This is a genomic window from Nitrospira sp. MA-1, assembly GCA_032139905.1.
GTDB lineage: Bacteria > Nitrospirota > Nitrospiria > Nitrospirales > UBA8639 > Nitrospira_E.
Genome location: JAQJDB010000002.1, coordinates 64,496 through 89,236, shown reverse-complemented (window position 1 = coordinate 89,236; position 24,741 = coordinate 64,496). Strand labels below are relative to the sequence as shown.

Annotated in this window: 26 protein-coding genes; 19 read left to right on the top strand and 7 right to left on the bottom strand. The window is 50.7% G+C overall.

Features of this window, described 5'->3' with window-relative positions:
• Window positions 1-199 precede the first annotated feature (199 nt).
• The 5 genes from PJI16_01220 to PJI16_01200 all read left to right on the top strand — a co-directional run bounded on the left by PJI16_01220 (window position 200) and on the right by PJI16_01200 (window position 3,233).
• Window positions 200-640, top strand: a complete 441-nt coding sequence (locus PJI16_01220) for a hypothetical protein (GenBank protein ID MDT3776179.1) — start codon at window positions 200-202, stop codon at window positions 638-640.
• A gap of 88 nt (window positions 641-728) precedes the next feature.
• Window positions 729-1,757, top strand: coding sequence for a DUF2971 domain-containing protein (locus PJI16_01215; GenBank protein MDT3776178.1), 1,029 nt, complete (start codon window positions 729-731; stop codon window positions 1,755-1,757).
• Between the two features lie 522 nt (window positions 1,758-2,279).
• Entirely contained in the window at window positions 2,280-2,420 is a 141-nt protein-coding gene (locus PJI16_01210; protein ID MDT3776177.1) for an alpha/beta hydrolase, read from the top strand.
• Between the two features lie 299 nt (window positions 2,421-2,719).
• Entirely contained in the window at window positions 2,720-2,944 is a 225-nt protein-coding gene (locus tag PJI16_01205) for an addiction module protein (GenBank protein ID MDT3776176.1), read from the top strand.
• Window positions 2,934-3,233, top strand: a complete 300-nt coding sequence (locus PJI16_01200) for a type II toxin-antitoxin system RelE/ParE family toxin (protein MDT3776175.1) — start codon at window positions 2,934-2,936, stop codon at window positions 3,231-3,233. The genes PJI16_01205 and PJI16_01200 overlap by 11 nt, the downstream gene beginning before the upstream one ends.
• Before the next feature lie 474 nt (window positions 3,234-3,707).
• Here PJI16_01200 and PJI16_01195 read toward each other — a convergent pair whose 3' ends face one another.
• On the bottom strand, window positions 3,708-4,592 hold the full coding sequence (locus PJI16_01195; protein ID MDT3776174.1) for a uroporphyrinogen-III synthase: 885 nt from the start codon (window positions 4,590-4,592) through the stop codon (window positions 3,708-3,710).
• Between the two features lie 28 nt (window positions 4,593-4,620).
• Window positions 4,621-5,484: a formylglycine-generating enzyme family protein gene (locus PJI16_01190; protein ID MDT3776173.1), complete on the bottom strand. Its 864-nt coding sequence runs from the start codon at window positions 5,482-5,484 to the stop codon at window positions 4,621-4,623.
• Window positions 5,485-5,745: 261 nt separating this feature from the next.
• Here PJI16_01190 and PJI16_01185 point away from each other — a divergent pair, with 261 nt between their 5' ends.
• The 6 genes from PJI16_01185 to PJI16_01160 all read left to right on the top strand — a co-directional run bounded on the left by PJI16_01185 (window position 5,746) and on the right by PJI16_01160 (window position 11,740).
• Complete coding sequence (locus tag PJI16_01185) at window positions 5,746-6,153, top strand: VOC family protein (GenBank protein ID MDT3776172.1); 408 nt, start codon at window positions 5,746-5,748, stop codon at window positions 6,151-6,153.
• A 75-nt stretch (window positions 6,154-6,228) separates the two neighbouring features.
• On the top strand, window positions 6,229-7,848 hold the full coding sequence (locus tag PJI16_01180; GenBank protein MDT3776171.1) for an MBL fold metallo-hydrolase: 1,620 nt from the start codon (window positions 6,229-6,231) through the stop codon (window positions 7,846-7,848).
• 136 nt (window positions 7,849-7,984) lie between these two features.
• Window positions 7,985-8,710: a PSP1 domain-containing protein gene (locus tag PJI16_01175; protein ID MDT3776170.1), complete on the top strand. Its 726-nt coding sequence runs from the start codon at window positions 7,985-7,987 to the stop codon at window positions 8,708-8,710.
• A gap of 98 nt (window positions 8,711-8,808) precedes the next feature.
• Window positions 8,809-9,228 (top strand): DsrE/DsrF/DrsH-like family protein, encoded by a 420-nt coding sequence (locus tag PJI16_01170; GenBank protein ID MDT3776169.1) that lies wholly within the window; start codon window positions 8,809-8,811, stop codon window positions 9,226-9,228.
• A 126-nt stretch (window positions 9,229-9,354) separates the two neighbouring features.
• Window positions 9,355-10,104: a bifunctional demethylmenaquinone methyltransferase/2-methoxy-6-polyprenyl-1,4-benzoquinol methylase UbiE gene (gene ubiE / locus PJI16_01165; protein MDT3776168.1), complete on the top strand. Its 750-nt coding sequence runs from the start codon at window positions 9,355-9,357 to the stop codon at window positions 10,102-10,104.
• Window positions 10,105-10,108: 4 nt separating this feature from the next.
• On the top strand, window positions 10,109-11,740 hold the full coding sequence (locus PJI16_01160) for a radical SAM protein (protein MDT3776167.1): 1,632 nt from the start codon (window positions 10,109-10,111) through the stop codon (window positions 11,738-11,740).
• Window positions 11,741-12,111: 371 nt separating this feature from the next.
• On the opposite strand, the gene PJI16_01155 is transcribed toward PJI16_01160, so the two are convergent.
• The 5 genes from PJI16_01155 to PJI16_01135 form a co-directional block, all read right to left on the bottom strand.
• A complete protein-coding gene (locus tag PJI16_01155; protein ID MDT3776166.1) occupies window positions 12,112-12,747 on the bottom strand; it encodes a hypothetical protein in 636 nt (211 codons plus the stop codon).
• 138 nt (window positions 12,748-12,885) lie between these two features.
• Window positions 12,886-13,767 (bottom strand): haloacid dehalogenase-like hydrolase, encoded by an 882-nt coding sequence (locus tag PJI16_01150; GenBank protein MDT3776165.1) that lies wholly within the window; start codon window positions 13,765-13,767, stop codon window positions 12,886-12,888.
• A 272-nt stretch (window positions 13,768-14,039) separates the two neighbouring features.
• Window positions 14,040-14,852 carry a CbbQ/NirQ/NorQ/GpvN family protein gene (locus PJI16_01145; protein ID MDT3776164.1) on the bottom strand — a complete coding sequence of 271 codons (813 nt, stop codon included), beginning with the start codon at window positions 14,850-14,852 and terminating at the stop codon, window positions 14,040-14,042.
• A 135-nt stretch (window positions 14,853-14,987) separates the two neighbouring features.
• Complete coding sequence (locus PJI16_01140) at window positions 14,988-15,944, bottom strand: phosphatidylglycerol lysyltransferase domain-containing protein (GenBank protein ID MDT3776163.1); 957 nt, start codon at window positions 15,942-15,944, stop codon at window positions 14,988-14,990.
• A gap of 56 nt (window positions 15,945-16,000) precedes the next feature.
• Entirely contained in the window at window positions 16,001-16,624 is a 624-nt protein-coding gene (locus tag PJI16_01135) for a YkgJ family cysteine cluster protein (GenBank protein ID MDT3776162.1), read from the bottom strand.
• A 198-nt stretch (window positions 16,625-16,822) separates the two neighbouring features.
• On the opposite strand from PJI16_01135, the gene PJI16_01130 reads away from it, so the two are divergent.
• The 8 genes from PJI16_01130 to PJI16_01095 all read left to right on the top strand — a co-directional run bounded on the left by PJI16_01130 (window position 16,823) and on the right by PJI16_01095 (window position 23,735).
• Window positions 16,823-18,319, top strand: coding sequence for a hypothetical protein (locus tag PJI16_01130; GenBank protein MDT3776161.1), 1,497 nt, complete (start codon window positions 16,823-16,825; stop codon window positions 18,317-18,319).
• A gap of 68 nt (window positions 18,320-18,387) precedes the next feature.
• Window positions 18,388-18,705, top strand: coding sequence for a glutathione S-transferase N-terminal domain-containing protein (locus PJI16_01125; GenBank protein MDT3776160.1), 318 nt, complete (start codon window positions 18,388-18,390; stop codon window positions 18,703-18,705).
• Window positions 18,706-18,708: 3 nt separating this feature from the next.
• Entirely contained in the window at window positions 18,709-19,833 is a 1,125-nt protein-coding gene (locus PJI16_01120; protein MDT3776159.1) for a KamA family radical SAM protein, read from the top strand.
• On the top strand, window positions 19,833-20,993 hold the full coding sequence (locus PJI16_01115) for a 2'-deoxycytidine 5'-triphosphate deaminase (protein ID MDT3776158.1): 1,161 nt from the start codon (window positions 19,833-19,835) through the stop codon (window positions 20,991-20,993). Before PJI16_01120 ends, PJI16_01115 begins: the two co-directional genes overlap by 1 nt.
• Window positions 20,994-20,995: 2 nt before the next feature.
• Window positions 20,996-21,427, top strand: a complete 432-nt coding sequence (locus PJI16_01110) for a hypothetical protein (protein MDT3776157.1) — start codon at window positions 20,996-20,998, stop codon at window positions 21,425-21,427.
• A gap of 54 nt (window positions 21,428-21,481) precedes the next feature.
• Complete coding sequence (locus PJI16_01105) at window positions 21,482-22,183, top strand: TIGR04283 family arsenosugar biosynthesis glycosyltransferase (GenBank protein MDT3776156.1); 702 nt, start codon at window positions 21,482-21,484, stop codon at window positions 22,181-22,183.
• Window positions 22,167-22,940, top strand: coding sequence for a TIGR04282 family arsenosugar biosynthesis glycosyltransferase (locus tag PJI16_01100; GenBank protein ID MDT3776155.1), 774 nt, complete (start codon window positions 22,167-22,169; stop codon window positions 22,938-22,940). The genes PJI16_01105 and PJI16_01100 overlap by 17 nt, the downstream gene beginning before the upstream one ends.
• A 60-nt stretch (window positions 22,941-23,000) precedes the next feature.
• Complete coding sequence (locus PJI16_01095) at window positions 23,001-23,735, top strand: SDR family oxidoreductase (GenBank protein ID MDT3776154.1); 735 nt, start codon at window positions 23,001-23,003, stop codon at window positions 23,733-23,735.
• Window positions 23,736-24,741 lie beyond the last annotated feature (1,006 nt).

Genomic DNA, 24,741 nt, shown 5'->3' with positions numbered 1-24,741 from the left:
GCATCAGATCCAATTCGTGTGAGACCGAGGGCAAGGGAAGGCTTGTTGGACAAGTTCCAAGCCAGATAGATGCTCTGACGCAAGAGTTAAACTCTTCGCAACTATTAATGAAATTATGGTTTTCTACAAATTCTTGCTATTGCTTTGCTAGAGATGCGAGCGATAAGTCTATGGCAATAGGTGTGTGTATGAGACAATCATGCCAATGACCGAGACCGATAGGAGCGTTTACGCCGCAGTCGGCCTTGCGTTGCGATGGGCTCAGTTATTCGAGGCAGAAATGGTAACCGTTTTGCTGGCTCACGGAGTGGCTCATGGGGAGTTTCGGGTGCGGAAGGAGGCAGAGGAGTTCCTGCGTGGAGCTGAGCGGAAGAGCCTGAATCGCGTTATAAAAATTTGCTTGGACCAAGTCCGATTTGAGCCTGACGTATCAGGAACCTTCGAGGAGGCTAGGGAGGCAAGGAATTTTCTCGTCCATCAATTTTTTGGGGACCGTGCTGAAGAATTCGCTGATGACGTGAGACATGCGGAGCTTTTGGAAGAGCTGCGTGAACTCACGAAGCTTTTCATTTCTGCCCATAAGTTTGCTGAGATGCTCCGAGAGCTTTATTTAAGGCAGATGCCGCTCCTAGAGGGTTAGTGTGGTGGTGACAGTTTAACCACACAATGCAGCCGACCGAGCATGTAACGTATGGAGAGTAAATGACTGAGGGAAAATCTGGCGTTACATGTCGCTTGCAAAATATGTCGATTTGCTTCGCTCAAAATCGATTTTTTGTCCTAAGGCATCTCTCTTCCAAGACGAAACAGAAGGTAAATGGGTCGCCCATGCGGTGGTGTGGGGTGAAAAGCAGCGCTGGACCAAAGCTAAACATAACGCAGAGCGGCTTCAGAAACTCCTAACAGAGTGTGCTGGCGATCAGGATCGTATTTTGATCGAGGCTGACAATATCTATAGGACTCTTGATGGGATCGAACAGAAGTCAGCTTTTGGTGATGTTCTTAAAGGTTTGGTTACTTACCATCCGTCCAAGCGCGAGGAATATCTTCAAATGGTTGTTTCGAGCTGGCTTAAACATCACGACAACTACAATGAAAGTGTACAAGAGTGGGTACAGCAAGTCAGTGTGGCCCGGGAATCTACATACATAAGCTGTTGGACCCGTGCAAAAACAATGTCCCTTGCTATGTGGAACCAATACGGTGGAGGAACGGAGTCCGTAGCCGTCTGTTCAAGTGTCGAAAAGCTGAAAGCATTGGTTGCCAACAACCTCGACTGGCTGCAAAGGGGTGGGCTTAGTGGCGAGGTAATTGATGTTGAATATGTGGAGGGGCTTAAAGAGCCTGGCAATGCCCTTCAGGGAGACTTGGTTGAACGTCTCAATTTAGGGAAAGACGTTAGGGTAGGAGCCTTTAGCATTAAGCCTTGTATGTACGCGTATGAGAACGAAATTAGAGCAATTATTTATCCAGTGCGTGATCTGTTCGGGCCCGTTGTGGATCCACATCCAGAATCAAGCGGTGTTTCCCTTTCCATTGACAAAGGGAACCACAGCAAGCCAGAGGCTTTGAGTGCATTTATTGAATCGGTATATGTGCACCCGATGCTTGATGCAGAGTCGATGATGGTGCGAGTGGTGAAGGCCATAAATGAGCGCTTCGGGATAGCAGATCTGCCAACTGTTACGGATAAAGTTGAGGCGCTAGGGCCTGACATGGTGCTTCGGCCGACCGGCTACGCGGGTAGCGGAGACTAATCCCCATTCCGGTTCCCTACTCTTTAATTTCGTAGAAGAATTCGGATAATACAGAATATATGGCTCCACCCTCTTTCATGTGAGTCCCTGAAAGGTTCGTCTCCCATGGTCCGACGCCTGCCGTCTGGCCCAAGGGAGGGGCGCTCTCATCAGCTGGCGGGCCTTGTTTGAGCGGAGCGAGTTGGTCCGCCCTCCTAAGACTGGCGTCCGTCCGCTCTAATAAGGCCAGACGGGGCGTCAATGGTTTTGGGCCCTTTTGCCAAACCAAAAGGGCCTCGCCTGCCGGGGCGAAACCCGGCAACGCAGAAAATCACGGTGACACGAGTGATGTGGACACAACACGATGCGTTTAACTGCCAGCGCTATTTTACTAGAAAACCCAAAGATGAATTCCTGATACACATCGTAAAGATGTAAGGCCAAAAGCACAAAATCTGAATGATCTAAGAATTCTTTTGGTTATCATTTCTCGGCAAGGGTATTGCTCAGCTTGTATTATAAATACCAAAATGAATCGCTATCGTGAATGTCCTTGCACTCATTCTTCCTGGATTCCGCAACTCTGACCATGCCTATTGGCAAACGCTGTGGGAGTCCGCGAAGACGGAATTTGTTCGTGTGCAACAACGAGATTGGAAAACCCTGTCTGCCATGAGTGGGTGAATGTTCTTAAGCAAGCCATGGCAGAAATTGAGGATAATCCCGGGCTTGTTTCCCACAGTCCGGGATGTTGAGGAGTGCCGGCGGCATTTACCGGGGTAATCTAGTGAGAATTGTCATTGATGTATCTAACTCAGCTAAAATCGTCAGTGGATGCGGTAATCCAACGCAGAACGGAAAACTTGTCTGGAACAATTCGAGCTAGGGGTGGTCAACTTCCCCATTGAGATTGAGTGCCGATTACTAAGTAACTATTTATATAGGATTCGTTATGTTTGAACCCCATTGAAGGAGGTTTTCAGGTGAACCCAACCAATCCCACGATTTTTGATCTGAGTCCGTCCGAAAAACTACAGCTTGTCGAAGATTTGTGGGATGACCTTGCGGCCAGTCCCGAAGCTGTCCCCGTTCATGACTGGCAAAAGGAAGAGCTAGCCCGGAGAAAGGCCCGCCTGATGACAAACCCGGCCTCCGGACTCACGTGGGAAGAAGTCAAACGAAGAGTCCGAAGTCGTTATGGCCGTTGAATTGATCTTTGCCCCGGAGGCCGGGCAAGATGTCGCAGAAGCGCACGCCTGGTACGAAAGTCAGCGAACCGGTTTGGGGGAGGAGTTTTTGAATTGTGTCGATGCGTGTATTGAAGCTCTCTGCCGAACACCCGAGATGTATATGACGGTCTTCGAGAACTATCGTCGCGGGTTGGTGCGACGCTTCCCGTATGCAATCTTCTATGAGTATGTTGAAGATCAAGTGACGGTCTACGGCATATTTCACACCGCTCGCGATCCTGAAAAATGGCGCCAACGTCTTCCTTGAGCTGACGCGGTCTAACGCCGACCACTTAGGGGGCCTTTTCCTGTCAAAAAAAAGGACTCCCAAATGAATGGTGATTACGATAAATTTCCATGGTCTTCTGTGTCTATGGCCCCTCCCCATTGACTGACGCCTGCCGTCCGGTCCTTGGGTCGGACGCTCTCATGGACCGGCGGGCTTTGTTTGAGCCCTTCGGCCTGGCTCAGGACAAGCTCCGCGAGTTAGGCCGCCCTCCTCAGGCTCGCGTCCGTCCCATCTTAATGAGACCGGACGGGGCGTCAATGGTTTTGTTTACTTTTGCCAAAACAAAAGTGAATCGGCTGCCGGGCCGAAACCCGGCAACTACCATGAATTCTAAAAATTCCAGTTAGTGGACTGTGCTTGAAATGATGGTACATTTCCCTCCGACCCAGTCGGAAGTTAAAGAAAATGCCTATTCCGGTTATAAGGGTAAATGTCTGATATGTTCGCTGAGGATCAGGGCGCGGGTGTATCCCTCATTGGCGGGGCGTTCTTCGTGGTCAGGATGGTGTGAACGGCCTGGGAGGCTTCTTTGACCAGAATCCCCATTTTTGGGTGGGAGGGTTCGAGGTCGACGGGGAATCCATAGTGGCGTAAACGTTCAGTCGCCAGATGGCCGATGGAGGCGACCATCATGCGATGAAGGGCCTTTCGGAACTCATTGATCTTTTCATCCTTTTCTAGCACTTTGATGAGATGTTCAACTTGGATGGCGTTGGTGATCAACAAAACCGGTATGACCCCATCCATGACTTCTTGAAGCAGATGTTTCAGGGGTGCCAGATCCTCAGGTAAGGTCCACCGATAGACTGGAACCGGTCGGACTTTTGCTCCCCGTTCCCTCAGGCCTTCTAAAAATTTCGGGTTACTGACCCCATATTCCTGCACTGCAATCCGTAAGCCCTTGAGCCCGTCTGGGTAGGATGCATCAATGGCAACCAGAGTATCTTTCCATGTATTGGGTTCGGGGACCAGGATATTCGGCTGAAGTCCAAGGTCTTTTAATACCAGGGCTGGTTTGGGACCCCGCACGACGAGCACCGTGTTGCGCAAGGCGCCGGTGATTGCCTCCAGTGCATATCGGGTTTGAACGACATCCAACAGAGTGCGAAATCCTACTCCGGTGAGCAGGACAAGTATGTCGACATGACCAGCCAGCAAGGCATCGCCACATTCCAGCGCCTGAGGATTGTCCGATAGAGGGAGTTCCCTCATTGACGGGGCGACGAGGGGCACTCCTCCGTGCCGGACAATCAACCGTTCCATTTCCTTAGCCATCCGGCTTTCAAGAGCCCCGACCCGGAGTCCTTGAAAGCCGGCATTGGATTGTTCACCGTTCATGGGTGGTACTTTCAACGGGTTGTAAGGTTTAGTGGGTTGATGGATCAGGCCCATCCTTGGCGCATCGGAACCCCGTGGAATTATTACGGTCCGTTGGAAGACTTTTGATCCTCGTGAAGATTCGCACCTGGGGTGTCTCCCCTTGCCAGCCTGAACTCCGCAACACTTTGTATGTGCCGGTTTCGGGTCCTGGCGGATTCCGTGCAGGGCTCTTGCTGTAATAGTCTGCTTCGTACCAGTCAGCCACCCATTCCCAGACATTGCCAGCTACATCGTAAATACCATAGGGGCTTTTGCCTTTTTCATAAATACCCACCTGGGTTAATGTGGCCTCTCCGCGCCACGATTGATTGAAATTCAAATGGTCCAGCGTGGGTTCGACGTCACCCCAAGGAAAGCGCCAGTCGTTGGGGCCTTTTGCCGCTTTTTCCCATTCGGCTTCGGTGGGAAGACGTTTTCCTGCCCAGTGGCAATAGGCTTCGGCATCTTTCCAGTCCACGTTGATAACCGGAAGGTCGGTAACCGACTCGGGCATCATATTCTGTTTCCACAGACCCCTTTTCGGATCCGTGGGATGTTGGGGAGTGCGGTGCCCGGTTTCGGTCACGAATTGAAGATACCGTCCATTGGTGAGTTCATACTTATCCATATAAAAGGTACTCACGAACACGTCATGATTCGGCCGTTCGTCGAGTCCCCCATCCCTGGCCGCTTTAGGGACTCCCATCGGGAAGATTCCTTCGGGAATCAAGACCATGGGAGCGCCGTCTTTTCCGACAATTTCCTGAGGGGTCTCGGAAGCGCTCACCATGCTGGAAGCTCCAGCGATGAAGAGTAGGCACGCTCCTACCCCGATATACCCTATACGTCGATTCCGCATCATTCCTGCCATCTTTTCCTCCAATTCTTTCTGACCATGCCACAATTTTGTATATATTCCATTCATAAAATACCATAAATCCCCCTGATCATGAATGATAGTCCAAAGGTTTTAGGAGGGAAAGTTGAACAGGGTAAGATTTTTAACAGACCTTAGGAACCTTCGGCATTTGTTTGGCAACTTGCTCCCTTCCAGTGTCCTGGTTATGATGCCTTTCTCCGAAAATACTCTTGAGTGATGCGGTTTCCCTCTTTATCCATTCACGGAATTGAGATGCAGGAAAAAAGAAAAACCCGTGGCCTTCGACATTTGGCCTTGCGGGTGCGGGATGTTCAGGTTTCCCAACGGTTTTATGAACGACTGTTTGAGATGAAAGTTGTGTGGCATCCTGATCCCGAAAATGTTTATCTCAGTACGGGCTATGACAATCTGGCGCTGCATCAAGTGACGGCTGAAGAGTTAAGTCAATTTAACCTTTCCCGGGTTCACCCGTTGGATCATTTGGGGTTTATCATGGATTCTCCGTCAAGTGTGGATGCGCTGTTTTCCGAAGCCACGGAACAGGGCGCCACGATTGTGAAACCCCTGAAGCAACATCGTGATGGCAGTTATTCGTTTTATCTCTCAGATCCGGATTTCAATACAATCCAGGTGTTGTTTGAACCCTCAATCCAATTGTGATAGAGAAGGGTCGAACCCCCGGGGTTCCTTCTTTTCACCATATACGACAGAGTTTTTTCTCCATCTCACGTTGTCATGAATCCCTGGACGAACATTAATCCCACGCAGTATGTCGGACTGCACCCCTGGGTGTGGGTTCAGTTGGAAAGTGCGGAAGAGCCCGGACCATTTCCGTTTTTGGGCGGGGTGGATCCGGAAGTTGTCAGCAGTCTTCATCAGGTGCATGGGCTCATGATGAGCGGTATCGAGACCGCCATCAGCGACATCATGGCCAAACGTGCTTCCGTGGATGACCCTCAGATATCCCGTCGTTTGGAGGATGCCTATGCGGAAGTGGTGCAAAGCCGTCCTCCCCTGCAACGACATATCCAATGCGGACGGAAATCCGATGGAACCTTTCAATGGACCTATCCAAGAAATCCTACTGCCTCGGCCAAAATGACATATGGGGGAATGCGGATTTTTAATTCCGTCACGCGACAAGCCATCCCCTTTGGGTTTGAGCGGCCAATCGGGCCGAATGTAGGGCATTTCCTGGGTTTTCTCACTGGCAGGAATACGATGGGCGAAATTCAAACGGCGGCCCAGGCTGGCGGGCGAGACCTTGAGCGTCAATTGGCGCAGCTCTTTACCCTCTTGAAAGACCATGATTGTCTCGCCACTGCGCCAAACACCTCCATTGAGGCGCATTGGAGGCAAATCACAAAGGACCAGGATGTGGTGCATCTGGGGCATGCCGCGCTGATGTATCGACATCAGGATAGTTTTTTATTGTTTGATCCCTGGCTCATGCCATGGTTCGCGGAGTCGCCTGTCCCATCTCTGTGGGCCAATCTCCTGCCCCGCCCGGCTGGAATTTTTCTCACTCATGATCATGACGACCATGTCGATCCCCGAACCCTGTACCATTTACCCAAAGATGTGCCGATTTTTGTTCCGAGTCGACGCAACCGGAAAACGCTGCATTATGATTATCTGGCCCTTCTCAGAGAATTAGGTTTTTCACAGGTCAGGGAGCTGGCCCATGGCGAAAGTTGGCGTATAGGAGATGCCGAGGTCGTGTCCGTGCCGTTTTTCGGTGAAGACCCATGTGATGTGGAACTTCCTCGAAATTGTTATTTGGTGGCGGACCGTGGGCGGAATACGTTGGTGCATGCCGATAGCGGGCCGACCAATGATGGCCACTCGGCATTGCAAGACAAGGTCATGGCCAAGCTCGTGTCAAAGTATGGTCCGATTCTCTTGGTTTTTGCCTCGCAACAACAACTCAAAGAAGTCCGGAGCTATGCGGCCTATGCCTGTCTCTCTCCTCCGGGAACTTGGTTGCAGGTGGGAGAAAACGGCTTTTTGACCAATGCCTATTTAGCCGAGTTGTGCCGAACGGCTCAAGCCAGGCTGTTTGTGTCCTATGCGACGGGAGGTGCGGATTGGTATCCCGATCATTTATCGTTTATGTTCAGTGGGCGTAATCCGGCCCGGACGGCCCTGCTCACCGCGAATTGGGATCCTCCTGAAAGTCTTAAGCAGGAACTGGAACCGTTTGGCTGTCGCTATCATTTCGGCCAGGCGTTTAATGTGTTTGGAGCCGGATCCGATGGAGAAACCCTGGTATCTCATCTGTCAGATCAGCTGGCACCACTCGGGCTTTATCAGTTGGATCATGCTCCTCCTCCCTTCCTGCGAAAACAACGGTAGCCATGGCATGGGAGGGGTGGCGTGAAGTCACGAGGCCTGAGCCTCCAGGATTCCCGCTTGGCCTCTTCCAGCAAGTCCGGTATGATTGAACCTCACGCCTACAGTATTCCTAGGTAGCAAAGGGAGACAATGATTCATGGTGCAGGAATCTGAAGACCAAAAAGAATTTATAGAAGAAGTTGCGGTGGTCGGCGTCAAAGTTCGGGATCTAGGGGAGGTTAAAAAAACCAGGACCGATGATCATACAGTGAAAGTCGGCGATTGGGTTTTGTTGGATTTAGATAACGACCATACTTTTGGGAAAGTCTATCTCCCTCCTCAATTTCTTCCATTTAGCCCGCCAATGCGGGTGATGCGACAGATTATTCGAAAAGCCACTGAAGATGATAAACGTCAGATTGCCCGCCAGGTCCGATTGGCCCAGGAAGGTGAGGAATTTTGTAATCAGCGAATTGAAGAATCCGGCCTCAAAATGACCTTGGTGGAGGTGTTTGGATCGTTTGCCCAGCGATCACTTACTTTTACCTATACGGCCGATGATCGGATTGATTTTCGGCAACTGGTCAAAGATCTAGCCAGGCGATTTGGATGTCGGATTGAGATGCGCCAGATTTCAAGCCGGGAGGAAGCCGCCAGACTGAGCGGTGTGGATACCTGTGGATTGGTGTTGTGTTGCTCCAGCTTTTTGACTGATTTTAAGCCGGTCTATCCTCGGGGACGGTCAGATGCCCCCATGAATGGTATGGATAGCCACCGGATCGGGGTCTGTGGTCGGATGAAATGTTGTTTGTTATATGAGGAAGAGGGTTGGACACTCACTCGACGTAAGCCACAGCCGTTGATTCATCCCACAAAACGATAACAACCTGTTCGTCAGAATAGTGGAAGTAGCGAGAAGGAGTGCGATGTCGCATCGGCAAGCTTGGCTGGGTATGAGGATAAGCGGAGATAAGATTTAAGATGGGGGCTAAGCCACGATTCGTCATTTATGCACATAATGCGACCTATGATAAGTTGCATCAAGTGGCGACGCTGGGGTTAACGGCGGCGGCGATGGGGAAAGACGTGATGGTGGTTTTGTTGTTCTGGACAATCAAAAAGTTGGCGGAAGGCCGGATAAATGAATTGGATTTTCCTCCGGAGTATGCCGCTCAAGCCCCCGAAGTGGCCCGGTTGATCCGTGAACGCAAAGTCCCACTCATTTCGGAAATGTTCGAGGAAGCCCGTCACGTTGGCCAATTTAAACTGGTCGCCTGTAGCGCAGGACTGGAGTATATGGGGGTTGATGCCAAAGCAGTCACTCAGGGGGTTGATGAGGTGATGGGGTTGCCTGCGATTATCTCTGCCTGCTCGGGTGCGGAAACCACCCTGTTTATTTAGTGCCCTCTCCGGTCTTGTTCTGATCAGTGTGTTGCCAGGCTTTGATCGCTCACACCGGTTTTCTGAAGGCCTTCATTCTTGACAATACTTGAGATCGGGTGCTAGGTCCTTGAGGTGGTTCCTGTCATGAATAAAATTGAAATTCCAGGCAAGGCGGCCTCCACATGGACCGGTCCGGCTCGGGAGCAGGCCGTCCAGCGAATGTTCACGGCCATTGCCAAATTTTATGACCTGAATAACTCCCTTCTCAGTTTTGGTCTGCACCATTCCTGGAAACGCAAGGCGATTTCCTATATTCCTGACACCTTTGGGACACGAGCCTTAGATTTAGGTGCGGGGACCTGCGACCTTGCGATTTTAGTGGATCAACATCTCCGCTATACGAGCCAAATTATCGCGGCGGATTTGAATTTAGCCATGTTGCGTGTGGGGCAGGATAAGGTCCGGTCCCAGAAATTGGCCAACCGTATTACTTGTTTGCAAATGAATGCCGAGCATCTCACCTTTCCGTCTGCCACATTTGATACGGTGACTGCCGGATTTTGTATTCGCAACGTCGGGAATCTTCCCCAAGCGCTCTCCGAAATCTGCCGGGTCTTGCAACCCGGAGGTCGCTTCGTGTGCTTGGAATTTTCCCGTCCTGTTTCAGCCGGCCTGCGCAAGCTGTACGACTGGTATTCCTTTCATTTGCTCCCATGGATTGGCACCAAGGTGGCCCGTGATGGCACGGGGGTGTATGAATATCTCCCGGCGTCGATACGGAATTTTCCAGATCAAAACCGACTAGCTCAATTACTCAAGGAAGCCGGGTTTCAGTCTGTGGAGTATCACAATCTGACCGGTGGAATTGTTGCCATTCATGTGGCGGTGAAATAGCACGATGAACTCCGTATTGTACGTCTTTCTCCCCTGTAAAAAGGTCTATCCCACCGGGATTACCTACCTGGCCGACTTCATCCACCGGCGCCGGCCGGATGTGCGTCAGCAAATTCTGGATCTCTCCTTATTTCCGCCGAATCAACGTCAAGCCCAATTAAGAGAAGCGACCAAGGCCTTTCAGCCGGAATTGGTGTGTTTTTCATGGCGGGATATCCAAATTTTTTCCCCGCATGAAGGTGACGCCTCGCTCGAGCATGCGTTTAATTTTTATTACGCCAGCAATCCCCTGAAACGGGTGGTCGCCTCTTTCCAAGGTTTACACAATTTATACCGTTATTATACGGATATCCGGCATAATCTTTCCTATCCCTGGTTAATTCAGAAGGAATTCCCCTCAACCGGAATGATGATTGGCGGCGGAGCGTTCACCGCCTTTGCTGACCAGCTTATTGAAAAACTGCCGGAAGGTATCATTGGTATTCTGGGAGAAGGAGAGGACGCCATCCTCAAAGTCCTGAACGGCGAGCCTCTTGGTGAAGAACGGTTCATTATTAAAGAGCAGGGAAAGGTCACCAAGGGCACCAAAAATACTCCAGCTTTGTTAGATGCGCTCTCCGTGGATATTCCTTATCTCACGTCAATCTTTCCCCAATACCGTGAATATATCGGCGAATGTATCGGTGTGCAGAGCAAACGTGGCTGCCCGTATGATTGCGCCTTTTGTCTCTATCCGTATATTGAAGGGAAGCGGGTACGCTACCGTCCGGCGGAAAATGTGGTCAAGGACATTGCCCAGTATTATCACCAATGGGGAGCTAGACGGTTTTGGTTTACCGACGCGCAGTTCATCACCGGCAAAGATGCGTACCCTCAATGTACGGAAATTTTGGAACGAATCATCTCTCAGGAATTACACATTGAATGGTCGGGATACGTCCGGACCTCGCTGATTAATCCAACGTTGGCTAAGTTGATGGTTCAGTCAGGAGTGGGAGATTTGGAAGTGGCGATCACGGCGGGCTCGCAAAAGGTCCTGAATAGCATGCATATGGGCTTCAAGCTTGAACATTTGTATGACGGATGCCGGTATTTGAAGGAGGCGGGATTCAATGGGCGGGTCATTCTGAATTATTCGCTGAACTCACCGGATGAAACAGAAGAAACTCTCCTTCAAAGTATTGAGTCCTATAAAATGGTGGCCTCGATATTGGGAGAAGACCGGGTGTTTCCCTTGATGTTTTTCTTAGGAATCCAGCCCAATACGGATTTGGAGCAACGATTATTGTCGGAAGGCTATTTATCGAAGGGCTACAACCCGCTCAGTTTGACCCCCTGGAACATCAAAAAGATGCTGTACAATCCGGCCCCACTTAACAAGATTATCGCTAAGGCCTGTCTGGCGGCCTGGGGTCGGAAGCATGGGTCGCAGGATCCCCGCCCCTGGTCAGGCAGCTTGAGCCAGAGCGCGACGCAACAGCAGGGGCATGCTTATGCCGATACCAGTTTGTCTAAAGGTTTTGAAACCAACTCCGGCCGTGATGCCCTTTTGACTTTGGAAGAAATCCTCCGTTCCCGCCGCCCTGCGACCTCCCCACCCCTCTCCCCTGCTTCCCAACCGAATCCTTCGCGGTAATTATTACGATATTGGAATTGATGATAAATGGCGGGTTTCGGCCTAGCCGTCGAAGTCCTTAGGGTTCCGAAAAAGGATCCCCAACCCTTGACCGTCATCCGGCCTCATCTGATTGGGAGGCGCAACCTATAAGTGAGGGCGGAGCAACTCACTTTGCCCAGACTCGGCCGACCGGTTCTTTCGAGCGTCCACGCAGAGGTTCGGGCGGCACATGGGTCGAAGAGGGGAAACAATTGGGATTGAGAGGCCTAGAAAACTCCAGGTCGTTATTCAGCAGGTGCAAGGGTGTTGCGGACAATTACCCGTTGGTCGGTAACTAAGCAAAAAGATTTCGGCAATTCTCTTGGAAGGACTGTAATTCCTACAAGTATTTACCCTTTGATCGTGAACTCCATGGTGCCGATGACGTTGACGGCATGCAGCGCCTGGCCTGGCGAGCCATAAAAAATCTTGACTTGATACTTTCCCGGTATCCATCCATCCGCCGGTTTTGAAACTTGAAAGTATCCGGATCGTTGATTCATTTCCAGTTCGATCACGTCTTGTCCGACGGGCGTATTCGACGCCACTTGACCATCCTTCATGTGAAACCACGCAATCGCGAATTGGCCAGGGGCGTCTAGTGGTTGTGCCTCGAAGACGATGTAAAACATCTGCGTGTCTAAGGGGAATTCCGAAATGCCAGGGTTAACGGGTTCAACATACGCATCCCCCGTGGTCATCCATCCTGGCCGTCCAAGGGAATCCCAGGGTGTGTCGTATCCCGTTGCCATGGTAATCCAGGTAAAGACCCCTTGTGGGCGCTTCCAGTTGACCTGATCATACGCCATGTCTTTGAGCATATCGTTTTTGTTGGGAGACAGGGTCGAGCTGCCAAATGGATCATCGGCGCCACTCACGTTACTGACCAGGAACAGGAGAGTGAAGGCTGCCGCAGGCAGAGCGAAGTGAAAACCATTGACATTCTTGCGAATTAAAGTGGTGAAAAATTTCTGTGCTGTGTACATGTTCCACCTCCTGGTGGGAAGGTCGCTTTTGTTATGAGACATTTAACTCCTTTTACCTTACTCGACCGAAAATACTTTATGCAATGAGATACCCGAGACCTTGGGAATGAGGGAGACCGGGGATAGGATAAAGAATAGTTATGGAAGAGGAGCTGGCACGCGGGAGCCTTCAACGCTTTGGCGTCGACTATCTACCATGCGATCGGCAACCTCGGTAATGTGCTTTTCAAGAATCAAACGCAAATGACTACCGGGTCGATAGTCGGCCGGCGCCATGAAATGAACCCGGTTGGCATGCCGCGTAAGCTGATAGCATTTTTCAAAGGATCTTCGGGTTTGGTCCTCAGGATTGTAAACCGCCAAGGCAAATCCGTCGTTCTTCTTCATGAGGGTGAAACAGGGAACGTCCGTGGGTCCGTCCCCTACATACACCATTTGAGAAAATGGTACTCGGCGGCTCCCTTCCGGCATGTGATCATTCACGTCCTGGTCGAGATTGAGTAGTCCCTTATTCACTCGAAAGAGAAACTGGGTTTTCTGGGTATGGCTGATGGTGCGTTTGGGAAAACTGATATGGCCGTTTTCTTCATCAAACTCGCATCCGAAAATGGCTTTGACATGGGTAGCCACGACGCTTCCATCCAAAATGGCCTTTAGACCTGAACTGACCACGTAGTGTTCAAGCCGGATGCCGAACTCCTCATATTTCGGTTTTTTGAGAATGGTATTGAGTTCACCAAAGCACTCAGGAACTCCCTTGAAAAACTCTAAAAGGTTGCCCATGGACTTGAGATCCTGATTCGACAAGCTTCGAATCTGGTCATATTCCAACATGCGTTTCATGTAGGCCAGTTCCTGGTCGTAGCCTTTCTCTTTGATTAAATCGGTACAGCTGGGCCAAAAGGTGGCAGGATCAAGTTCGGCATGTCGCAGGATGGTATGGTCCTGCATGTAATGGGGACTCAACGTATGATCGAAATCATAGATGATGGCAATGATGTTATGCGGTTGGGTCAACATAGAGGAACACTCGGCCTTGTTTGGTCCCCGAGTGTAGGGTGAACGGAAAATCCTGTCAACGAAAACGTGGCGGCATGCTTCAGAAATTGGAGGGGTGAATATTCACCAGGGTCAGATTACGTGGGATATGACCAGAGGAAGAGACAGCTTTCCGGGAAACGGGAGGCAAACTATGCATTTCCGCCTTTGAGGGGGGAAAATCATGAGGGATTTGATTGAATCGTGTGCGAAGCTCTTGTAACCATCGGAGGTCTTACAGTAATCCTGATAGTCTAGAAAATGGCCTTCACGAGTTCCTGAATGCTGCGTTGCATATCGGTGTCGTCCGTGATGGGGCGGGTTATGGCGGCATCGCAAGCCCGCTCGGGGGCAACGCCCTGTTGCATCAAGGTCCCGGCGTAAATTAATAGTCGGGTACTCACGCCTTCTTCCAGGCCATGGTTACGGAGATTTCGTACCTTTTCACCCAATTTGACTAACCGGACGGCAATGTCCCTGGAGACCTGGGCTTCATGCTCCACTATCCTGGTTTCGATATCTTTGGGAGGATAACCAAATTCGATGGCCATGAAGCGCTGCTTGGTGCTTTGTTTCAACTCTTTTAAGACGCTTTGATATCCGGGGTTATAGGAGATCACCAGTAAAAAATCATCCACGGCTTCAAGAATCTGTCCTTTTTTTTCAATGGGCAAAAACCGTCGGTCATCACTTAATGGATGGATCAGCACCGTCGTATCTTTTCTGGCTTCGACCACCTCATCCAGATAGACCAGGGCGCCATGTTTGACTCCCAAAGTGAGCGGACCATCCACCCACACGGTTTCTTCACCTTTTAATAGGTATCGTCCGATCAAATCGGAGGCCGTCAAATCTTCATGGCAGGCAACGGTGATCAAGGGCCGATTAAGCCGATGAGCCATATGCTGGACAAACCGGGTTTTCCCGCATCCAGTAGGGCCTTTCAGCATGACGGGGATCTTGTTTTTTGCCCCGACGGAGAACAAATCAATTTCTCCGTTCACTTCCTGATAAAACGGCTCCTCGGTAACCCGGAATTGTTCAATACCGAATTCAAGACCCTTCATAAATCAATCCAATGTCATGTAAGGATGAAAAAGTGAAACAGGTGAATGACTTGACCAGCATTATACGGATGTTAAATCAGAGAGGACAACCTGCAAATGCTATCCATGAAATTTCAAATGGGAGTTCACGAACGCTCATGAAGGCTGGGCAATGTAGTTTGGCACTAATTGGCAGGGATGATAGGCCAGTTTTGTTCTTGCTAAAGCCGGCAGACCTGAATCATCCATCGTATTTATCAATGGATAGGCCTGAAACTCGCGACAGAATTCACGGAAAAGATATTGGGCTAACCCGTAGACTGAACGATCTGCTATCTCCAGCAAGACACAAAACACTTCAGAGGATTGTGGGAACCCGAACGTATAGGCTTTGACAGCTCCATCCACCCACACGATTCGCCCGGCAAGACCGAGTTCACGATGTTCCTGGAGGGTGACTCGATGGGCATTAGCGGAATCCCGAAGCATCATGCGAGCCACATCTTCGTTGGGTCCTAGTCGGGAAATAGGGATATTTTCCTTTTGATGGACCCAACGGTGAAAAAGGGCGAGGCACTCCTCACGATCGGTGCTCTGGTAAGGGGCAATATGAATGCGGTGTGTGCGAATAAATCGATTGCACGCGGCGCGTTGGGATTTGTAGGGATTGCCTTTCAGGTGAATGAGATCGGCAGTGCGATAGAGGTAATCCGAATCTTTTGGTGTGAGGGTGTATCCCCATCCTTGAATCTCTTCTTTTAAAGCAGCGGGAATGTTTTCGATTCGCGTCACATGGGATCCACGATTCCGGATTTTCATATACGCCATAACCTGACTTAGCACATTTTTGAGAGGGCTGCCGGATGAGGATCCACTGTCTGAGCAAGGTCCGACAGGGGGCAGAGGCATAAAGATCCCATCGGAATATTCCGCGAAGAGGCATAGCCAGCCGTCAATGTCCGTCCAGGAAAAGGTAAACAGGTCTTTCCAGATATAATGGGGTGGAAATGACCAGGTACTCAAGGGGGTTTTCCCCCCGATAGATGTGGAGGCAATGGCCTGATTCAGATGAACCTGATCTTTTAGGGTCAAGGGACTGAGGTGAATGGACATAGATGAAAGTTATACGGGGATGGAGGGTCTGGGAGAAAAGAGTGAGACCGTGGCCGTCAACGCTTATCGTGTGTAGTGGAGGATCGAAGAGTCTCGGTCAGGCGATCGAGTGTGTGCAACACGACGACATCGGGTTGAAACGGAGTCACTAATCGGGGATGACCGGCTAGGGCATTGAGAACATTATCCGATTCCAAATAGATCGCCACACGTTGGGCCTGTTCCATGATCGCCTTTGGAATGGTCAGCGCTGAAGGTTGTGGGTCAGCTTTCCTGAAAGGGTTTTCTTCCCCGGCTTGTTCGAGAAGAAACGGGCACAGAGTATCCCATCCAAGCACGACTTTCTCGTGTTGGGCATTCCACATAAGTGCGAAGGGATATAATTGACAATCCAGAGGACGCACCTCATAAATGCGACAGTGTTGTGTGATGGGATCAAAGGCGGGACAGAGAAATCCTTCATCATTGGGATGTCGGACGACTTCAATCTGACTGCCCCGATGATCAGGAAAGGAAGAGGAAAGGATGCCGTGTGTGACGGCCTGTCGAATTTCATCTTCCGTAAAGTACGGTCTGAGGAAGCTGTCCTGTTCAGGGAAACGACAGCAGACGTCGCATCGAAAACAGACGGCCGAGGGAACGACTTGTGGACCAGGAATGACGGGGATTGTCTGAGGCATATGCACATCACTTTCATGGCGACTTGGCCCGCCATTTCCTTCGAGGGCGTGCCTTGTCTGGTTTCAAGAGAGCGTGCTACGATCTCCCTATTCTAGCAAAAGGGCCGTCACCAAGGTCCAAGCTTTTCATATTAGGCCCGATTTGAAGTATTTCGTACAGGTCCAACCTCTTTTGATCGACGAGTGAAGGACGTCAGAGTGTCTGGTCCGTCACATACGTCTTCCACGATTAACCCAGGATCGGTTATTTCTTCCCAAGTAGAACAGTCCGGCCCCATTCTGCCATTGAGTCCGTCAACATCTGACAGCCCCTATCCTCTCTATCGGGACAGGCTGATCAAGGACGGATTATTTGAGACCGGACAGGATGATCATTGGCGAGTGGCATGTGGCCCTTTTGAGGTTTCCCACGAGGAAGCCAAGTTTTTTGAAGCCTTAGGACAGCATCTGTTGTTGTTCTATCAGGCGTTGAACCGGTTGTATCTTGAAAGCCTGAAAGGCATGCAACCTGCGTGGGTTCATGAATATTTGGATATCGGAAAGCCCGAGGATCTATTGGCCCTTGCCAGGATGAATCGGTTCAAAAATCAACTTCCCGGTGTCATTCGTCCCGATCTCATTCCCACCAATGGGGGAATGGCCCTGACAGAACTCGATTCTGTCCCTGGAGGGATTGGCTTAACCGGCAGTCTCAGCCGGATGTATGCCCAGCAGGGCAGAACTGTGTGGCCGCAGGCCGACGGGTTGATTCAAGGGTTTTCCCGTATGTTACGAGGCATGTTGCACGGGCAGCCTCCTCGTGTGGCCATTGTGGTCTCGGATGAAGCTGAGGCCTATCGCGCCGAAATGCAATGGGTAGTGACGCAACTCCGGCAGGAAGGTTGGGAGGCCTATTGCGGGCATCCCCGTGATATTCGTTTTACGGAAGAGGGTCTCCTGATTCACCATGAGGGACAGGATCAGCCTCTTTCGGTGATCTACCGGTTCTACGAATTGTTCGATTTGAAAAATATTCCCAAAGGGGAGTTGATTGTCTACAGTGCCAAAAAAGGCAGGGTTGTGGTCACCCCGCCATATAAGCCCTGGATGGAGGAAAAACTGGCCTTAGCCTTGTTCCATCATCCGATGTTGGAAAAATTCTGGGAGCACGAATTGAAGCCAGACACGTTTGACTGTCTTCGTGCCATCATTCCCGGGACATGGATTTTGGATCCCAGACCCCTTCCCCCTTCTGCGGTGATTCCCGGCTTACGCCATGGAAATCGTGCGGTGTCGGATTGGCAGTGGTTGGGAGAAGCCACCCAAAAAGAGCGTCAGTATGTCATTAAAGTGTCAGGATTTTCCGACCAGGCTTGGGGTAGCCGGGGTGTCTCGATCGGGCATGATATGTCGCAAGTCCAATGGAAAGAAGTCGTGTCCCATGCTCTGCAACAATTTGAGACGAGCCCTTCGATTCTTCAAACATTTCACAAAGGGCGACTGGTTGTGGTTGAATATTATGACAGCCATTCGGGTGACGTCGTCAGGATGGAAGGACGGGCGCGCATATCTCCGTATTATTTCGTGAATGAGGGGCAGGCCAATCTGGGTGGTGTCCTGGCAACGATCTGTCCCAAAGATAAAAAAATTATTCATGGAATGCGGGATGCCGTCATGGCTCCCTGTTCCGTCATGGAAAGTCACCTGAGCTCATAAGGCCCAGGCCTCCTGGTTCTTTCGGTCAGAGTGTAATATTCCTCTCATGTGGAAGACCCCTAGTTGACATGTCTGATACTCTTAACAGCATGAGCATGAAACTGTATCACACGGAGTGGTGTCCGGAATGCCAAGTTGTCCGCGAGAAATTGGACGAATTGGGACTGCCCTACGAACATGAAGTTGTACCGGATGTTCGCCCGTTCCGGAAAAAACTATATGAAGTCTCAGGACAAAATTATGTCCCGGTGTTGGTTCATGGAGAAACGGTGTTGACGGAGACATCCGATATCTTGGCATATCTGGACGACTACGATGACCATGGCGCTCCCTCCGGGGAAGCCACCAAGCCACCCTCCAGCCACCTTGATGAAAGGAATCATTAAGCTATGGATGATTGGAAAAAGGTCCTCGCCGCAAGTATCACCAAACCCAAGGATTTAGCCAAACATCTTGGGGTCGATCCCAAGGAGGTGGAAGCCGTGGTCGGGCCCTATCCGATGCGGATTACCCCGACTGTGCTGGCAACAATTAAAAGTAAAGGGGATGCGATCTGGAAACAGGTCGTCCCCGAGGCCATTGAACTGGATGATATTGATGCCCCGGACGATCCGTTGGAGGAAGATACGGACAGCCCGGTTCCTCACTTGGTCCACCGATATCCTGATCGCGTCTTGCTGATGGTGACCAACCAATGTCCAATCTATTGCCGGTTCTGCACGAGAAAACGGCTGGTTGGAAAACCGGGGTTTCTCAAGAAGGGTGAGTTGGATCGAGCGGTGGCGTACCTCAGAGAGCATACTGAAGTTCGGGACGTCATCCTGTCTGGGGGTGACCCGTTGTTGTTGCCTGATCGCCTCATTGAGAGAATTCTGAAAGGCCTTCGATCCATCCCGCATTTAGAATTGATTCGGTTTGGGACCCGTGTGCCGGGGACTCTCCCTCAACGGATTACTCCAGAATTGTGTGATATCGTGAAACGCTTCCATCCCATCTATATGAATTTGCATTTCAACCATCCGGATGAGTTGACGCCGGAAGTCAAGGAGTCTTGCGGTCGATTGGCCGATGCCGGGGTGCCCTTGGGAGCCCAAACCGTCTTGCTGAAAGGGGTGAATGATGATCCTGAAATCATGAAACGCCTGATGCATCAACTGTTGTTGGCCAGAGTGAAACCCTATTACCTCTATCAAGCTGACCTCACCAAGGGGACGAATCATTTTCGGACCACGGTGGAAACGGGGTTGAAAATTATTCAATCCCTTCAGGGGCATACCAGTGGCATGGCTGTTCCCCACTTTGTCATTGATGCGCCTGGAGGTGGCGGAAAGATTCCACTGTTGCCCAACGATTATTTATTGAATTTAGATGAGAACGGGGCAGTCTTAAAAAATTACGAAAATAAAACCTATCATTATCCTCAGCCGACTTCGGGAAACGGGCGTGAATTGCCAATGGTAGGCGCCCCAGCGTCCCAGGATATGTGCGGCGCCGGCGCCATGGATGATTATTGATGCTGGATTCGAAGAAAACAGGCATTCTGTCTTTTCAACATCTTCGTGCGCTGGTTCGTCAGCGCGTGATCCGAGCCGATGTGCCCATCACCCCCAAGCAAATTCAACCGGCCAGTCTCGATTTACGGCTGGGAACTAAGGCCTACCGTCTCCTGAGCAGTTTTCTGCCAGAGCCATCCGATCAGCAATCACAGTTTACGATTGAGGACCTCTACCGGTCCGATATGGTGATGTACGATATGGATCTGACCAATGGGGCGATTCTGGAAAAAGGCCATGTCTACCTCGTCCCCTTGATGGAGCGGGTGAAGCTGCCCAAAGATATCCGCGGTCGAACCAATCCAAAAAGTTCCACGGGAAGGTTGGATATTTTTACCCGCGTGGTGACGGATCTCCATGTGGGCTTCGATGAAATCCGCTCGGGGTATGAAGGCCCGTTATTTTTGGAAATCGTGCCGCGGTCGTTTACGATACGAGTGCAGGCTGGATTGGCTCTCAATCAATTGCGATTAATGTCAGGAAAGCCCATGGTCTCGGATTCAGGGTTGCGGACCGTTCATCGCAAGACTCCCTTGCTGTTTCATAATGGAGATTCGGGAAAAACGGATCTGCCCCTATCAGGCAAGGAACTCCGGATGAATAACGGTCTGTTTTTAAGTGTCGATCTGCAAGGATCGAGTGACCATTCCGAGGCGATTGTGGGTTACCGGGCCAAAAAGAACAGTCATGTCATTGATCTCAGTCTGGTGGGCCACTATGCCGCGACCGATTTTTGGGAACCGCTCAAACGCAATGCCGCGGCTACGATGCTATTGGAGCCGGAAGAGTTTTATATCCTGGCCTCCAAGGAACGTATCCAGGTTCCACCTGGGTATTCATCGGAAATGGTGGCGTATGAAGCCGCCTGCGGGGAATTACGAACCCATTATGCCGGGTTCTTCGATCCGGGCTTTGGCTATGCCAACCCAAACCGGAAAGGCACCCAGGTGGTTTTGGAGGTTCGCCCTCACGATGTGCCCTTCCGTATTCATGACGGACAGACATTTTTTAAGGTTGTTTACGAAAAGATGCGTGATATTCCCATGCAGTTATATGGATCGGCTTTGGGGTCATCCTATTTCCAGCAGGGTCTCACACTCAGCAAACATTTTAAGTGGTAATTATGAGTACAGAAACCGATCCACCTCAGTCGACTGATCCTGTTGTTCCCAAGCCCGTGCCTCCCCGTCCGCCAGTTATGGAGGAGGATCAGGAGGATCAAGAAAATCTGCAGATGCAGGTGGCCATGCGTATGGTGGGATCCGCTATGGTCTTTATCGGGTTTTTGCAGGTTTTTTTGTCCGCCAGTACCGGTGCGGAAATCAGCATCTTTCCCATGATTATTTATTTTTCGGGCATGGCGATGTGGGCCTATTCCTCCGTGGACAATCTCACGGTCCGTTATACGGTGATGGCGTTGTCTCTGCTTTGTGCGATGGCATTTATGCATTTTGGGGAAGTCTTATTTTGGCATAAGTATCTAATTTACTGGGGCACGATCGGAGTCGTCGTGTTTTTTATGTTCAAAAATCCCAAGAAACCCGCCGACTCGTAGACGTACGTTCTTGGTTTTTTATCTTTCCTGTGTGCGCCGACATTTAGGGTCTTCATGGACATCGCCGTGATCATTCCGGTCTTGAATGAACAGAAGGCATTGGCTGTGCTGTTGCCTGAATTGCTGTCATCATTCGGATTTGAGGAGCTGATAATTGTGGATGGCGGTAGTTGGGATCAAACGACGGATGTGGCAAGGACGATCTGTCAATCGGCACCTAATGTCCACACTCAAATTATCAACGGGCCACGTGGTCGGGCCTCCCAAATGAATGCAGGGGCCGCTCTGGCCAAATCGGACATTCTGGTGTTTTTGCATGCAGACACTCAATTGCCCCGCAATGCCAGACAAGTGGTGACACAGGCTATGGACGATCAGGGGTGTGTTGGTGGCCGGTTTGATGTACGTTTCCCACAGGACACCGGTTATGCATGGATGGTGAGCCGGCTCATGAATCTTCGCTCACGCTGGTCGGGGATTTCCACCGGCGATCAAACCATGTTTGTGCGACGTTCAGTGTTTGAAGCGTTGGGAGGCTTTGCAAATATTCCTCTGATGGAAGATATTGAATTCAGCCGCCGGTTGAAGCGAGTTGGTCCGATCGCGGCTCTGCGAGCTAAAGTCGTCACCTCGTTTCGACGGTGGGACCAGCACGGCCCACTCCGCACGATCGTGCGCATGTGGATACTCCGCGCGTGGTATTGGCTAGGATGGGATCCTCGTCGTCTTCAGCAGTATTATGACACCGTCCGGTAACGACCCAGCTCTACGTCGATCACGCCCATCACCGCAGGGCCAGGGGAAAGGACATCGAAGCCTCCCGCCTGCGATGTCGGCGATTATTGTCTTTGCGAAGGCACCGGTTGCCGGGCAGGTCAAAACACGTCTGTGTCCTCCTCTCACGCCTGATGAGGCAGCCAGTCTCCACGGAAGTCTCATCTTGGATATCTTAGAGCGATGTCAATCTCTCAAAGAATACGATCGGATTCTGGCCGGAACGCCCTCTCACCATCATCCATTCTTTCGGGCCATGGAGGCTCGATTCAAAATCCCTGTCTGGGATCAACAGGGGGAGGACCTGGGAGAGCGCATGGCCGGGGTTTTTAAACAGGCCCTTGGAGCACCCTATCGTTCGGCTGTGGTTATTGGCACCGACATTCCCGGGATTCATGGACCACTGCTGAAATCAGCCGTGAAGGGCTTGGAGGATCATGATGTGGTGCTGGGCCCCACAGGGGATGGTGGATATTATTTAATCGGTCTGCGATCACCTGTTCCAGACCTGTTTGAGAATATGCCATGGTCCACTGATCAGGTGTTTGCGAATACCAAACAGAGAGTTCAGGAGTTGGGTTTATCTTTGAAGGTTTTACCGCCTCTACGAGATCTCGATACGGTTGAGGATCTTCAACTATTTATCCGGGAAGCCAAGGACCGGCAGAATCAAACATTTTCTTCTCGTACGAAAAACGTGTTGCAAGAATTAGCAGCACGATTGACCAACCGTGAATAATGGGGAAATGATTCCTGTGCGACTGGTGTGTGATTATGAGAAGAACAGGGGTTGGAAGCCATGAACGAGCGGGTGGCGTTGATCACTGGTGGAGCAAGGGGAATTGGGCGTGGTATCGCCCTGGACTTAGCCGCCAAGGATTGGAAGGTGGCGATTTGTTATCGCACCAGTCAGTTGGAGGCGCAGGATGTCGTGCGCACCATTAAAGAGAAAGGCGGAAAGGCCTTGGCCATTCAGTGTGATGTCTCAGATGCCATTGCTGCTGTCCAGCTTGTTCAGCAAGTGGAAAATACATGGGACCGGATTGATGCGCTGATCAACGGGGCGGGACCTTACCATCGGGTGCCGCTTTTTGATGAAACCACCGATGGCTGGTCGGAGATGTTCAACAATAATCTTCACCCGATCTTCTATCTCGCGAAGGCTGTCGCCCCAGGGATGAAGGCTAGGCAATCCGGACGGATCATTTCGTTCGGCATGGCCAACGCGGACAAAATGGAAGCCCAATCGCATGTGACCGCCCATTATATTGCCAAGGCCGGCGTGCTCATTCTTACCAGGACGTTGGCGAAAATCCTCGCTCCCGATGGTATTACCGTGAATGCGGTTTCACCAGGATTTATTGATTCAGGGAGCGCACCACCTGGAGAACTTGACGGGATAGCAAAAAAAATTCCGGCCGGTTATATCGGGGAAATCCAAGATACCGTTCAAGCCGTTCGTTATTTCCTATCTGACGAGGCTCGATACGTGACGGGAGCCAACCTGCACGTGAGCGGAGGCTGGGGAGTATGAAAAATGGGAGAGAGCATTGATTCCGAAAATGATTGATTCTTTAAAGTCTCCTCCGTTTTTGTAAAGAAGAACCAGAGGGAAAGACTTATTCCGACCTCCTTATCATTGGACGTACCCTTTGCCGTACCTGCTTCCCCTCTTTTTTCGCGGCGTGTTGTTCCCAGGCCTTCAAGTTGTAATCGAAGAGCTGAAACCCAACTGAAAATGGTCAGGATAGAGTTCCGATGAAGGATGTCGGAGATGACAAGAAATCCGGGGACTGGCAGATTCCCCCTTAATCCTCTTTTACCACCCGCCCCGTCCTTTGCAACTTTATTTGGTTTCCACCGACCTATTTAACCCGTTTTCCGAAGGAAATTGCCTTTTTTTAAAAAAGAAAAGCCCTTGAAAAATCGAAAGGGTAGGCATACAATGCCGCCGTTTACCACTCTCAATCATTTGTAAACGGGAGAGATCTATCGAAGAAAGTTGTTAGCCACGTCACCCATCACACTCAGTCGGAATACAGGTTGGAGGCCTCACACGAACAGTAGGAAGATCCTACAGAGAAGGGAGGCAGCACAAAAGAAGATTCTCAGCCGAAACAACAGAAGCGGCGCGGGGGAATGGTGAAGCGGAGTGCGTACCGAGAAGTATGGCATAGCAGAATCCGCCAAGGGGTTTTCCCAATCCGGTTCGGAACGACGGGATGAGTATTCTTACAGGGTAGGTTGATGATGACAGGGCAGACGGCACCTTTCCTATTTGACTAATGAATGTTAATGATTTATTACAGACCTCTGCCGCTGTTTCTGATTGATTAATCATTTATCAATCTCCGCCCGAGCAGGGAACATTCTTCCGTTCATTTTCTGGATCACTTCCGAATTCAACCTTCGTATTGACCTGTCTTTCACCATTGATTTTGTGCTTCTATTTTCTTGTCAGGTTTAAGGTTTCTTTCCCTCCGCGCACCGTTTAGCGCATTTCCATTCGTCTGGTCTGAGCATCTAAAACAACGATTCCC

Coding starts and splice junctions, on each gene's coding strand:
- PJI16_01220 (MDT3776179.1), top strand. CDS start 200: ATGCCAATGACCGAGACCGATAGGAGCGTTTACGCCGCAGTCGGCCTT.
- PJI16_01215 (MDT3776178.1), top strand. CDS start 729: ATGTCGCTTGCAAAATATGTCGATTTGCTTCGCTCAAAATCGATTTTT.
- PJI16_01200 (MDT3776175.1), top strand. CDS start 2,934: ATGGCCGTTGAATTGATCTTTGCCCCGGAGGCCGGGCAAGATGTCGCA.
- PJI16_01195 (MDT3776174.1), bottom strand. CDS start 4,592: ATGAACGGTGAACAATCCAATGCCGGCTTTCAAGGACTCCGGGTCGGG.
- PJI16_01190 (MDT3776173.1), bottom strand. CDS start 5,484: ATGGCAGGAATGATGCGGAATCGACGTATAGGGTATATCGGGGTAGGA.
- PJI16_01185 (MDT3776172.1), top strand. CDS start 5,746: ATGCAGGAAAAAAGAAAAACCCGTGGCCTTCGACATTTGGCCTTGCGG.
- PJI16_01180 (MDT3776171.1), top strand. CDS start 6,229: ATGAATCCCTGGACGAACATTAATCCCACGCAGTATGTCGGACTGCAC.
- PJI16_01175 (MDT3776170.1), top strand. CDS start 7,985: ATGGTGCAGGAATCTGAAGACCAAAAAGAATTTATAGAAGAAGTTGCG.
- PJI16_01170 (MDT3776169.1), top strand. CDS start 8,809: ATGGGGGCTAAGCCACGATTCGTCATTTATGCACATAATGCGACCTAT.
- ubiE (MDT3776168.1), top strand. CDS start 9,355: ATGAATAAAATTGAAATTCCAGGCAAGGCGGCCTCCACATGGACCGGT.
- PJI16_01160 (MDT3776167.1), top strand. CDS start 10,109: ATGAACTCCGTATTGTACGTCTTTCTCCCCTGTAAAAAGGTCTATCCC.
- PJI16_01155 (MDT3776166.1), bottom strand. CDS start 12,747: ATGTACACAGCACAGAAATTTTTCACCACTTTAATTCGCAAGAATGTC.
- PJI16_01150 (MDT3776165.1), bottom strand. CDS start 13,767: ATGTTGACCCAACCGCATAACATCATTGCCATCATCTATGATTTCGAT.
- PJI16_01145 (MDT3776164.1), bottom strand. CDS start 14,852: ATGAAGGGTCTTGAATTCGGTATTGAACAATTCCGGGTTACCGAGGAG.
- PJI16_01140 (MDT3776163.1), bottom strand. CDS start 15,944: ATGTCCATTCACCTCAGTCCCTTGACCCTAAAAGATCAGGTTCATCTG.
- PJI16_01135 (MDT3776162.1), bottom strand. CDS start 16,624: ATGCCTCAGACAATCCCCGTCATTCCTGGTCCACAAGTCGTTCCCTCG.
- PJI16_01125 (MDT3776160.1), top strand. CDS start 18,388: ATGTCTGATACTCTTAACAGCATGAGCATGAAACTGTATCACACGGAG.
- PJI16_01120 (MDT3776159.1), top strand. CDS start 18,709: ATGGATGATTGGAAAAAGGTCCTCGCCGCAAGTATCACCAAACCCAAG.
- PJI16_01115 (MDT3776158.1), top strand. CDS start 19,833: ATGCTGGATTCGAAGAAAACAGGCATTCTGTCTTTTCAACATCTTCGT.
- PJI16_01110 (MDT3776157.1), top strand. CDS start 20,996: ATGAGTACAGAAACCGATCCACCTCAGTCGACTGATCCTGTTGTTCCC.
- PJI16_01105 (MDT3776156.1), top strand. CDS start 21,482: ATGGACATCGCCGTGATCATTCCGGTCTTGAATGAACAGAAGGCATTG.
- PJI16_01100 (MDT3776155.1), top strand. CDS start 22,167: ATGACACCGTCCGGTAACGACCCAGCTCTACGTCGATCACGCCCATCA.
- PJI16_01095 (MDT3776154.1), top strand. CDS start 23,001: ATGAACGAGCGGGTGGCGTTGATCACTGGTGGAGCAAGGGGAATTGGG.